Below are 12,220 nucleotides of genomic sequence, written 5' to 3'. Positions count from 1 at the left end.
TTTATTATCATATCATAAATCAGCATGGTAGTAAATAAAAAGGGCCGCTGCCGTGAGCGCCTGAAATGCCGCAGGCCGCCGACGCCGCGCCCCAAGGACCGCATTCCGGGCCGCGGCAAGAAAAAAGGATCGTCCCCGCTCTCCGCGGGGACGGTCCTTTCCTCCCTTAACAGGTGCCTTAGCTGCCGCACTCCATGGAGATGCGGTTGAACATGCTCAGAATATCCTCCGTGGACGTGGCGGCTTTTTCCGCACCGGCCCGGTCCAGCACCACCTGTCCCCGGTTCATCATCAAAATGCGGTCGCCGTACTCCACGGCGTAGCGCAGATTGTGGGTCACCATCATGGCGGTGAGGTGCTTCTCCCGCACCACCTGATCGGTCAGGCGCATGATGACCTCCGCAGTCTTGGGGTCCAGCGCCGCCGTGTGCTCATCCAGGATCAGGAATTGCAGCGGCGTCATGGTGGCCATCAGCAGCGCCACGGCCTGCCGCTGGCCGCCGGAAAGAGCGCCCATGCGCACATCCAGCTTATCCTCCAGCCCCAGTCCCAGGGACTGGAGCTGCTGGCGGTAAAAGTCCCGGCGTTTGCGATTGACGCCCCGCCCAAGGCCGAAGGGCTGGCCCTTGTGATCTGCCAGAGACAGGTTTTCCAGCATGGTCAGGTTGGGGCAGGTCCCCGCCCCGGGGTCCTGATAGACCCGACCCATGGTGGCATAGCGCTTGTAGTCCTTCATCCGGGTGATATTCTTGCCGCCTACCAGCACATCGCCTCCGTCAACGGGAATGGAGCCGCAGATGATGTTGAGCAGGGAGGTCTTTCCGCTGCCGTTGCTGCCAACGATGGCCACAAACTGCCCGTCGTCCACCGTCAGGGAGAAATTCTCAAACAGGCGCTGCTCCGTCACGCTGCCGGGGTTGTAGACCTTTGTGATATTTCGTACCTCAAGCATGGATGATCGCCTCTCCTTTCCTTCCCGACAGCACCAGCACCAGCAAAAACAAGATGGCGGTGACGAGTTTCATCATATTGGCGGGAAGGCCCACACTCAGCGCCACCTGAATGCAGAGCTTGTAGAGAATGCTGCCGAGGACGACGGCAGTGGTGCCGGTGGGGGAGGCGAAAAAGCGCGCGCCGCGGACGCCCCGCAGCGCCCGGGCCGGGGCAGAGCCGGCGTAGAAATTTGCTAGAGAGACGCCGATGATGACCGCCGCCAGACCGTAAACCAGCTGGCCGGTGCCCATGGTGGCGGAAAAGCTGCGCTGTTCATGGCAGACGACGCAGCCCGCCAGCGCCACCAGCGCGTTGGAGATCACAAGCCCCAGAATTTTCACCACGCCCCGGTTCTTGCCAAGCGTTGTGACGAGTCCCGCGTTATCGCCCACCGCCCGCAGCAGCAGGCCGGACTTGGTGCGAAAGTACCCGTCCATCAGCAGCTTGACCACGATCACCAGCACCAGCGAGACGATCAGCTTGCGCTCCATCAGTCCCAGCTTGCCGAAAAGCGCCATGGTGAGCGGGGCAGTGAAAATGGTATCCACGCTTCGCTCCACCGTCAGGTTCGACCCGGCGATCTGGAGATTGACGGAAAACAGCGCGGTCATGGTGATGATACCCGCCAGGAGATTGCGCACCTTCAGGCACACGTTGATGATTCCGGTGAACAATCCCGCCAGTGCGCCCACCGCCAGGGCGATCACCAGCGTCATCCACGGGTCCACGCCCCGAACCAGCAGCACGGCGGTGACCGCCGCGCCAAGGGGAAAGGTGCCGTCCACACCCAGATCAGGGAAATCCAAAATGGAATAGGTGATGTAGACGCCAAAGGAAATCAACGCATAAATCAGTCCCTGCGTCAGCGTGCTGAGCAGCAGGTCGATCATAAAACCACTCCTCTCAGAAAGTAAGCGCCGCCGCGAAGGCGGGCCTGCGCTCCCCACAACTGAGGCCGTGGGGAGCGCGCTTTTTCCTTGTTATAGTAGGGTATCGTTCTCAGGCCTGCGCGGCCTCCACAGCCTTGTCAGCCACCGCCTGTGGGAGCGTGATGCCCATGGCGTCCAGCGCCTCGGAGTTCACGTACGTGTTGTAATCGGTGATGGTCTCGTACTGCAAATCCTCGCAGGCGGCCTCGCCCCGCAGGACCTTGGCGGCCATGAGTCCTGTCTTGATGCCCAGCTGCACGTAGTCGATGCCGGCGGCAGCCACGCAGCCCAGCTTCACCTGCTCCACCTCGGAGCCATAGACGGGGATCCCCACTTCATTGGTCTTTTCCAGAATCGCAGCCAGCACACCCACCACGGTGTTGTCGGTGAGATTAGAAAAGCAGTCCACGCCGTGGGCGATCAGCGTGTCGACAGCCTGTGTCACCTCGGACTGGGCGGTAACACCCACCACATCCACGGTGAAGCCGTAGTCCGACGCCTTCTCCTGATACTCCGCGATGGCGGAAACGGAGTTTGCTTCGCTGGTGGTGTAGATGATGCCGATGGTCTTGGCGTTGGGCTGCATCTGGCGGATCATGTCCAGCTGGGCCTCCACCGGGAGCTTGTCGGAGGTGCCGGTCACGTTTCCGGTGTCCAGTTTTGCCTCCACGGGGTCGGTGATGGCGGTGAAGATCACGGGGATGTCTTTATCCTCGGCGGCGGCATAGCAAGCCACTGCGGAAGGCGTGGCGATTCCCACCATCAAATCCGCATTCTCCGCAGAAAAGCCCTGCCCGATCTGTGTTGCAACGGCGGGGTCAAAGCCGGCGTTTTGATAGTCCAACGTGAAATCCTCGCCCTCCACGAGACCCGCCTGCTCAAGTCCCTGCAAAAAGCCTTCCCGGCAGTTGTCCAGTGAGGCGTGCTCCCCGAACTGGGAGATGCCGATGAGATACTTGGCGCTATCTTCCTCGCCGGGCGCAGGGTTGGGGTCCACAGACGGTTCGGCTTTGCCGCCGCAGGCACTCAGGGAGAGGGCCAGCGTCAAAGCCAGCGCGGCAGATAAAAATTTATGAAAGTTTTTCATGGTTAATTTCTCCATTCAAATTCAGTATTTTAAAAGTGTGGATGACGGCTCAGGTTCTGCTGCTTGGCGCCGCGCCATCGTCTGGTATCCTGTTTCATGTTTCCGTCCTCCTCAGATAAAAATAAAAAAGCCCTGTCCCATAACTGGGACAAGACTTCCATCCTGCGGTACCACCCAAGTTGACGCATTGCGCCCGCTCGCTCCGCGTACTTCATACGCGCCGCCATGGTAACGGGTGCGGTTCCCGTCAGCCGCTACTGAGCCTGTGGCCGTTCGCTCTGCCCTCGCAAGTCCATTCACCGGAAAGTTCTCTGCCGCGATCCCACCACCCGCAGCTCTCTGAAAGGTGACCTCCGCCGGATACTCCTCTTGCTCATAGGTTTCGTATTTGATTGCTTTGCATTATACGCATTGGGCAGGAAAATGTCAACTACTATTTTGCACAAACTTTTTCACTTGGTTCAAAGCGCCGCGTTTTTACCCGCCCCACCGCCGGGAAGTTTTCCCTCAAATCGCGAACCACCCCGCTCCAAAAAGAAAAGACATCCCGAAGGATGTCTTTTCTTTTTGGAGCGGGCGACGAGGCTCGAACTCGCTACCTCCACCTTGGCAAGGTGGCGCTCTACCAGATGAGCTACGCCCGCGGAACAAGGAGTATTCTACCAAAGCTTATGCTCCTTGTCAAGATTTTTCTTCTTTTTTTCTCAATTTTCTCCGGCCGGTCTGGGAAGCAGCGCCAGTTCCACGTTCTGCGTGGGGATTTCCAGCGTTCCTTCCACCGGTGCGTCCTCCGGCGTTTCGGGTGTTTCCAGCAAAAATTCGATCAGCCCCACAGAGCCGGTGGAGGGATACTCGCTGACGAGCCACGGGGGCGTTTCCGTCAACCCCCGGTCCTCCCGCAGGCGGCTGACCGCATCCTCCACCTGACTTTGCCCGTCCTTGCCCCAATAGCCGATCCGCACGGCAAGCTCGCTCCGCCCGTCGTCCAGCGCCGTTTCCAGCAGACTGTACAGCGCCTCCGGACTGGTGGCGTTCACCACCGCCTGAATCTGCTCCGCCGTTCTGCGGTAGCTGATTTGCACGGCGATCTCGTAATACCCCCGCTGGGCCTGACTGGAGGAGGTGATGTACTCCACGGCGTAAGCGCCCATGGGCGTTTCCTGCTTAATTTCCGTGGTGGCCTTTTCCAGCGTCTCCGCTACCGTCATATCGTCCTTAAAATTATAAAGACGCAGGGTGGCGGCATCCGTATGCTGGCCGATCAAAAGCAGCAGGTCGTTGACAATATCCTGATGGTTTTCCGCCCGGAGCGTTCCGGCGGCCTCGCTCTCCCAGAACTTGCTGCTGTGCGGCTCGGCAGTGCTGTATGTCCGCTCCAGCAGAGGGGCGCAGCCTGTCAGCAGACACACTGCGGCACACAGGGCGATCCAGCGCAGCTTCATGGGCGCGCCTCCTTTCCGGAATCAGTAGCCAAGGGCCTCGTCCACCAAAACGACTTCCATCTCCACGCCCATCATGGGCCGCCACAAAACCGTGAGTCCCCGGCAGATGCGCTCCGGGCTCTTGCAGTCGTAGCAGCGGTCCCCCTTCACGGCGCAGGGCGTTTTGCACTGGAGCCGCTGGGCGTTTTTGGGGGCTGCAATATTTCTCGCCCGCCACAGCGCCTCGTCATAGGTGGGGGCCAGCTTGTTGCTGCCGATGACAAAGTAGACCTTGCGGTGGCCGTACAGCGTGGACGCTACCCGGTTGCCCGCGCCGTCGATATTGATGATCTCCCCGGTTTCCGCGAGGCCGTTGACGGACGTCAAATACACCTCGGCTCTCATTGCCTTCTCCCGCTCGGCGGCTCCATTGGCCCAGTGCCAGAAAACCGTATTGTGGGCAGAGAGCTTCTCGTAAAGCTTCAGCTCCTGCACGGTCACGCTGCCACCCACACCCACCGTTTTCCCGTCAATGGCCGCGTCCAGATAGGCCGCCGCCTCGGCTCCGGTGGAAAAGGTTTGGACCTGATAGCCCAGCGCCTCCAGATTTTTTCTTGCCGTTTCCAGTGCCATGTTAAATTTCCTCCTTCTGATAATCCCCAAATCCTTCGCCCAGTACCTCATGGGCGTCGCAAACAATCAGAAATGCCCCGGAATCAATATCCCGCACCGTGTGTTTGATCTGCACAATATCCTTTTGCCGGAACGCCACCATCAAAACCTGTTTTTCCCGGTTGGTATAAGCGCCCTCTCCCCGCAGAATCGTGACGCCCCGGCCCTGTTCCCTCAAGAGCACGTCCGCAATGGTCCGCCAGCTGTCGGAGATGATATAGGCCACCTTGGAGGTGTCCAGCCCGTAAAGGACGGTGTCCATCACCCGGGAGGTGACAAACAGCGCCACGCCCCCGTACAAAGCCGCCGCCACATTGCCAAAGGCCAGCGCCGCCAGCAGCAGCACCACCCCGTCCGGAAGGAGCATCAGCTTGCCCATGGGCAGCCACGGAAACTTCAGTTTCAGCAGCCGGGCCACGATATCCGTACCGCCGGTGGTAGCTCCCCGAGAGAAAACCAGGCCAAGGCCCACGCCCAGCATCGCGCCGCCGCAAAGACTTGCCAGCATCGGGTCCACCGGCGCAAAGGTATGGAGCGCCGCGATGGCATCGATGGCAAGAGAGCTGACCGCCATGGAAAAAAGGGAGGACGCCAGCAGATGGAACCCGATGAGCTTCCAGCCTGCCAGAAACAGCGGAATGTTCATCACAAGCGTCAGCGTGCCCACCGGCAGAAGCGGCCAAAGCGCGTTGACGACCTGCGCAAGGCCCGTGACCCCGCCCATGGCCACCTGATTGGGCGCAAACAGCCAGTCGAAGCCCAGCGCGAAGAGCAGCGACCCCAGCGTGATGACCCCATAGTTTTTCAAGCGTTCTTTCATAGCCATTCTTTCATAGCCGCTTTTTAATCCAGCAGCCCAAGCTGCTGCTCCTCAGAGTCCTCCTGCCGCAGCAGGGCCCCCGCCGCGGGGAGCACCCGGACGCGGTAACGGCTCTGGTTGGAGATGGAAGTCTCCTCCGGCGCCGCCGCAGTGTCCAGCCGGTATTTGGGTTTCAAAGTCATCACCGCCACGCCCTGGGTGGTGCGGGTGGTTTTGGGCGTCAGCAGCGCGGTGTGGAAGATCAGGCACCGGGGCTCCGTGGAGTAGACCGCCAGCTCGCTGTCCTCATCCACCCGGCGGATGCAGCAAAGGGGTGATTTGTCGGAGTACGCGCCGGTGAGCTTGCGGCGGTTGGAGGTGGTCTGATAGGCGGACAGCGCCACCCGGGCCACCTTGCCGTTTTCAAAGAAGAACAGCATGCCGCCGGTATAGGTCCCGGGCAAAACGGCATAAATCACCGCTTCCCCCGCGTCCATGCCCAGCTTGACGGGCAGATAGTCTCCCAAAAGGCTTGCCTTGGCGTCCTCAAACTCCCCAAGCCGGGTCTTGTACACCTGACACCGGTCCGTAAAGAACATGATCTCGGCGTTGCTGGTGGTTTCAAAGCACTGGCGCAGACTGTCGCCCTCCTTGAATTTCTGCTCGCCGCTCATCCGCAGACTCAGGGGCGTGATCTTTTTAAAGTACCCCTCCCGGGAGAGGAATACGCACACGGGGTACTCCTCCGCCGCCTCGTCCTCGTCAAAGGTCTCAATCTCGTGGCTGTACCGCAGGGTGGTGCGACGGGGTTCGCCGTACTTTTTCGCCACCTCGCTCAGCTCGTCCACGATGATTTTCCGGACCCGCTTGGCGTCGGAGAGGATGTCCTCCAGATTGTCGATCTCCGTTTGAAGGGCTTCGGTCTCGTTGACCCGCTTGAGGATATACTCCTTGTTGATGTTGCGCAGCTTGATCTCCGCCACATACTCCGCCTGGACCTGATCGATGCCAAAGCCGATCATCAGGTTGGGGATGACCTCGGACTCCTCCTCCGTCTCCCGAATGACCCGGATGGCCTTGTCGATGTCCAGCAGGATGCGCTGGAGGCCCTTTAAAAGGTGCAGCTTTTCCTTACGCCGGGAAAGGACAAAGTAGACCCGGCGGCGGACGGACTCCGTCCGCCACGCGGTCCACTCCTCCAAAATCTGCCGCACGCCCAAAACCTTGGGCATGCCCGCGATCAGCACGTTGAAGTTGCAGGAAAACGAATCCTCCAGCGTGGTCTGGCGGAACAGTCTCGCCATCAGCTTGTCCGGGTCCGTACCCCGCTTGAGGTCGATGGTCAGCTTCAAGCCGGAGAGGTCCGTCTCGTCCCGCATGTCCGCAATTTCCTTGGCCTTGCCCGCCTTGATGAGCTCCGCCACCTTGTCCAAAATGGCCTCCACCGTGGTGGAGTAAGGGACCTCGTAAATTTCGATCAGGTTCTCTTCCTTGACATAGCGGTACTTCGCCCGCACCCGGACGCTGCCCCGCCCGGTTTCATAGATCTCCCGCAGAGCGCCCTCGTCGCACAGCAGCTCTCCCCCGGTGGGAAAGTCCGGACCCAGCAGCGTTTCGCTTAAATCACAGCCGGGGTTTTTCAAATAGGCCGTGGTGGTGTCGCAGACCTCTTTGAGGTTGAAGCCGCAAAACTGGGACGCCATGCCCACGGCAATGCCGCTGTTGGCGGAGACCAGAATGTTGGGGAAGGTGGTGGGCAGCAGCACCGGTTCCTTGGTGGTGTTGTCGTAGTTGTCCGTAAAGTCCACCGTGTCGCTGTCGATGTCCCGGAACAGCTCGCCGCACATGGCGGTGAGCTTTGCCTCGGTGTACCGGGGCGCGGCCCATGCCATATCCCGGGAATACGCCTTGCCGAAGTTGCCCTTGGAATCCACAAAGGGCGTCAGCAGTGCGCCGTAGCCCCGGGAGAGCCGCACCATGGTGTCGTAAATAGCGGCGTCTCCGTGGGGGTTTAAGCGCATGGTCTGGCCCACGATGTTGGCGGATTTCGTCCGCGCGCCCGTCAAAAGCCCCATTTTATACATGGTGTAGAGGAGCTTGCGGTGGGAGGGCTTGAACCCGTCGATCTCCGGGATGGCCCGGGAGACGATGACGGACATCGCGTAGGGCATATAGTTTACTTCCAGCGTGTCGGTGATGGACTGCTCCACCACCGCCGCGTGAAGTCCCATCACGTTGGGATTGTTCACTTTCTCTTTGCCCGTTTCAGGCTGCTTTTTCTTCGGCATACGTTCGGTTCCTTTTGTTCGTTGATTTTGCGGGGAAGGCCCGCCGGCGCGTCAGGCAGCCGGGGCCGGGTCCCACTCCCCGTACAGGTCCTCATAGGGGTCGATGACGGTCTCGCCAGCCGCCGGCGCGGTGACGGGGGCCTGGGTGGTGACGGCGGTGTCCGCCGTGTAGCGCAGTGTGAGATTCAGCTCATTTTTCAGCTTGAAGAGCAGCTTCATGTCCACCTTGGTCGCCGAGACGCTGCCGGAGGCATCCACCAAAAACACCTCGTCGCCATAGTAGCTGTTCTTGGTCTGCATGAGCACCCGGTAGGTCGCCTCGCCGGAGCGGGCCACCTTCAATTCCACATCCAGCTGCTCAAAATCGCTGGCCCAGTCCGCAGCGCCCTCGCCATACTGGGCCTCCAGCGCGGCCTCATACTCCTCTTGTCCGTAGCGCAGCACGCTGTATCCGCCGTTTTGGGCAAAGCAGCTGTCCCCAAGATACGCCGCCGCCTGCTCTGCGCTCCCCAGCATCTCCCCATACAGGAAAACGGGGCTTGTGCCAAAATAACTGCCCATGTCCGCCCAGCGGAGCTCGCTCTCATACAGCAGCGCGCCCACAGAAGCGCCGCTGGTCATGCCGCCCAGCTCCTCTGCCGTGCCCACGTCCATGGAAAGCCAGCTGTTGCTGGGATACGCGCCGTATGTCAGCAGAGACAGCGCCGGCAGCTTGGCATAGAGCACCCCTTCGTCGCCATCGTAAATGACCTGCACCTTTGTGTTCCGCAGCGTCGTGCGCAGCGCCAGCAGCTCCGTCGGGGACAACTCATCTGCCAAATCTTCCACGTCCAGCAGGGCGGCAAGGTTCATGTTTGCGGTCAGGTTCAGCACATTCCCGCTTTGCAGGATTTCCACATCGGCGTTCATATGATAGGTCTTATCGCCGTTGATGGAATCCAGCATGGTGAGATCCGCGTCCATGCGCACCGCGGTCTTGTAATTTTTATCCGCGTCCCGGATCATGGAGGAAAGCATCTGATTGAGCACCGTAAAGTTTTCGTTCAACTGTTCCTCCACGGCAGAGCGCTGCAGCAGCACCGCCGTTTCATAGTCGCTGTCCCAGAAAACGTCGCAGCCCAGCGCCTCGGCGACGGCGCGGACGGGGATGTACGTGCGGCCGTTTTTGTAATAGCTGGGCGCGCCCAGATCGATGGTAGAGACCTTACTGCCATCCGCCGTGGCAAGCTGCGCCGTGCGCTCGCCCACCCGGAAACGCAGAATCTGGCCGGAGCACGTGCCGGTCACCTGACCGTCCCCTCCGCCAACCGTAAAGCCCAGCGCCTCCAGCAGCGGCCGGCAGGGCACCATGGTCCGGCCGTCTTTCATCTCCGGCACGGCGTCGGGGAATTGGATGTACTTGCCGTCCAGCATCACGCCGATCTGGCCTTCCACGCCGCCCAGCTTCGCCCGGGTGCGCTCCACCTCCGTGGCTTTTTCATAGGCCCACCACTGCTCGTCCAGCCAGTCCTCCAGCATACAGGCGCGGAAGTCCTCCTCGGTCTCCAGCAGCCACTCCTCCATGAACTCCTCCTTGGACGCATAGTACGTGGACATCCAGCACGCGCCGGAATCCCAATACGCGTCGGCGTCGAAGGCAGCGATCTCGTCGGCCATGGTGGTCTCCCACCGCTCCCGTTCCAGCCGGGAATCGATCACGGACTGATAGGCGCTCTCGTCCCCGCCAAACCAATCGGTGATGCATTCCTCCCGGGACGCGCAGCCAAACTCCTGCCACAGCGGCGGGTTCAGCTCCTCCGCCGCGACGGCGGGAAGTGCCAGGGAAATCGCCAAAACAAAAGTCAGTGCCAGAGCAAGGATTCGCTTCATCATAGTCTCCTTCTTTCTTCACACAATTCGGTCCCAGGACCGTATGGCACAAGTTCGCCGGGGGACGTCCCATTCTCTGCTTTTATGAAATATCCGCCATTTCAAGATATTTATAGCCGTTTTCGGCAATGTGGTCCTTGCGGCCCTGCAAATTGTCTCCCAGCAGCAGGTCAAAGGCGTCCGCCGTCCGGGCCACATCCTCCGGCATGACCCGGATGAGCCGCCGGGTGGCCGGATTCATGGTGGTGAGCCACATCATGTCCGGGTCGTTCTCGCCAAGGCCCTTGGACCGGTCGATCTTGACCTTCTTCCCCTCCAGCTCCTTGAGGATGTTGTTCTTTTCCTTGTCGGAGTAGGCAAACCACGTTTTCTCACCGCAGGTGATTTCAAAGAGCGGCGTCTCCGCGATATACACATAGCCGTCCCGGATGAGGGTGGGGGTGAGGCGGTAGAGCATGGTGAGGATCAGCGTCCGGATCTGGAAGCCGTCCACGTCGCCATCGGTGCAGATGACCACCTTGCTCCACCGGAAGTTGGCAAGGTCGAAGGCGGCCATGTTCTTCACGTGCTTGTTCTGGACCTCCACGCCGCAGCCCAGCACGCGGATGAGGTCCATGATGATGTCACTTTTGAAAATGCGGGCGTAGTCCGCCTTCAGGCAGTTCAAAATCTTGCCGCGGATGGGCATGATGCCCTGATACTCCGCGTCCCGGCTCAGCTTGACGCTGCCCAGAGCGGAGTCGCCCTCCACGATGTAGATCTCGCGCCTTCCCGGGTCCTTGGACCGGCAGTCCACAAATTTCTGGACCCGGTCCGCAATGCTGATGTTGGCGGATAGCTTGTTTTTGATGTTCAGCCGGGCCTTCTCCGCGCTCTCCCGGGAGCGCTTGTTGATGAGGACCTGCTCGGCAATCTTCTCCGCGTCAAAGTGGTTTTCAATGAAGTAAATCTCCAGATTCGAGCGCAAAAACTCGTTCATGGCCTCCTGCACGAATTTGTTGGTGATGGACTTTTTCGTCTGGTTTTCATAGGAGGTCTGGGTGGAGAAGTTGTTGGAGACCAGCACAATGCAGTCCTCCACGTCCGCCCACGTGATTTTGCTCTCGCTCTTTTGGTATTTGTTCTGCTGGCGCAGATAGCTGTCGATCCCGGAGACGAAGGCCGTTTTCGTGGCCTTTTCCGGGCTGCCGCCGTGCTCCAGCCAACTGGAGTTGTGGTAGTGCTCGATCACATTCACCTTGTTGGAAAAGCAGAAGGACACGCTGAGCTTGACCTTGTATTCCGGCTTGTCCGCCCGGTCCCGGCCCTTTTTCTCCGCCTGCCAGAAAACCGGCGTGGTGAGACTTTCCTCCCCCGCCAGCTCCGCAACATAGTCCGCGATGCCGTTTTCATAAAAGAATTCCGACTCCTCGAATTTGCCCGGCTCCGTCTCATTGCGCAGGCGGAAGGTGATGCCCGCGTTCACCACCGCCTGCCGCTTCATCACGTCGGCAAAATATTCCGCCGGGATGGCAATGTCGGTGAACACATCCAAATCCGGCAGCCAGTGGGTGCGGGTGCCGGTCTTTTTGGCCTGATTTTTGGGCAGCGGCGTCTTTCCCAGCTCGCCCACCAGCTCGCCGCGCTCAAAATGCAGCGTATATTCAAAGCCGTCCCGCCACACCGTCACGTCCATATACCGGGCGGCGTACTGGGTGGAGCAGGCGCCCAAACCGTTGAGACCGAGGGAGTACTCGTAGCTCTCCCCCGTGGCGTTGTCGTACTTGCCGCCGGCGTACAGCTCGCAGTACACCAGCTCCCAGTTGTAGCGCTGCTCCTTCTCGTTCCAGTCCACAGGGCACCCGCGGCCCCCGTCCTCCACCTCCACGGAATGGTCCGCGTAGCGCTTGACGGTGATGCTTTGTCCGTGCCCTTCCCGGGCCTCGTCGATGGAGTTGGACAAAATCTCGAACACCGCGTGCTCGCACCCGTCCAGTCCGTCAGACCCGAAAATTACGCCGGGCCGCTTGCGGACCCGGTCCGCTCCCTTCAGGGATGAGATGCTCTCATTGCCATAAGCTTGCTTCTTTGTTGCCATAGTTCCTCCGAAAAGGCAGAAACTGCCGTCATTTCAATATGAGGTATTGTATCACACCCCGCCCATCGGTTCAAGTGTTCCGCCG

General features: G+C 60.1%; 9 protein-coding genes and 1 tRNA gene. All 10 read right to left on the bottom strand.

Translation table 11 applies throughout. The annotated features are described in order from the left end of the window. Positions 1-178: 178 nt before the first annotated feature. The gene (locus tag PHI30_RS01685) at positions 179-952 is read right to left on the bottom strand and encodes an ABC transporter ATP-binding protein (RefSeq protein ID WP_300023038.1); all 774 of its coding nucleotides are present in this window, start codon (positions 950-952) and stop codon (positions 179-181) included. Further along, entirely contained in the window at positions 945-1,883 is a 939-nt protein-coding gene (locus tag PHI30_RS01680; RefSeq protein WP_300023035.1) for an ABC transporter permease, read from the bottom strand. Before PHI30_RS01680 ends, PHI30_RS01685 begins: the two co-directional genes overlap by 8 nt. A gap of 109 nt (positions 1,884-1,992) precedes the next feature. Further along, entirely contained in the window at positions 1,993-3,009 is a 1,017-nt protein-coding gene (locus PHI30_RS01675) for an ABC transporter substrate-binding protein (protein ID WP_300023032.1), read from the bottom strand. A 568-nt stretch (positions 3,010-3,577) separates the two neighbouring features. Continuing rightward, positions 3,578-3,653 (bottom strand) — tRNA-Gly (locus tag PHI30_RS01670). Between the two features lie 60 nt (positions 3,654-3,713). Continuing rightward, on the bottom strand, positions 3,714-4,451 hold the full coding sequence (locus PHI30_RS01665) for a hypothetical protein (protein WP_300023029.1): 738 nt from the start codon (positions 4,449-4,451) through the stop codon (positions 3,714-3,716). Positions 4,452-4,472: 21 nt separating this feature from the next. Further along, positions 4,473-5,063: a lactate utilization protein gene (locus PHI30_RS01660; RefSeq protein WP_300023027.1), complete on the bottom strand. Its 591-nt coding sequence runs from the start codon at positions 5,061-5,063 to the stop codon at positions 4,473-4,475. A 1-nt stretch (position 5,064) separates the two neighbouring features. Further along, a complete protein-coding gene (locus tag PHI30_RS01655) occupies positions 5,065-5,928 on the bottom strand; it encodes a YitT family protein (RefSeq protein WP_300023025.1) in 864 nt (287 codons plus the stop codon). A gap of 17 nt (positions 5,929-5,945) precedes the next feature. Next, a complete protein-coding gene (locus PHI30_RS01650) occupies positions 5,946-8,189 on the bottom strand; it encodes a DNA topoisomerase (ATP-hydrolyzing) subunit A (protein WP_300023022.1) in 2,244 nt (747 codons plus the stop codon). Positions 8,190-8,240: 51 nt separating this feature from the next. Continuing rightward, positions 8,241-10,061 (bottom strand): copper amine oxidase N-terminal domain-containing protein, encoded by a 1,821-nt coding sequence (locus tag PHI30_RS01645; protein ID WP_300023021.1) that lies wholly within the window; start codon positions 10,059-10,061, stop codon positions 8,241-8,243. Positions 10,062-10,140: 79 nt separating this feature from the next. Further along, positions 10,141-12,135 (bottom strand): toprim domain-containing protein, encoded by a 1,995-nt coding sequence (locus tag PHI30_RS01640; RefSeq protein ID WP_300023019.1) that lies wholly within the window; start codon positions 12,133-12,135, stop codon positions 10,141-10,143. Positions 12,136-12,220 lie beyond the last annotated feature (85 nt).

Origin of the sequence: Oscillibacter sp. (assembly GCF_028693505.1) — a bacterium.
Lineage (GTDB): Bacteria > Bacillota > Clostridia > Oscillospirales > Oscillospiraceae > Oscillibacter.
This window is presented reverse-complemented; position numbering and strand designations above follow the sequence as displayed.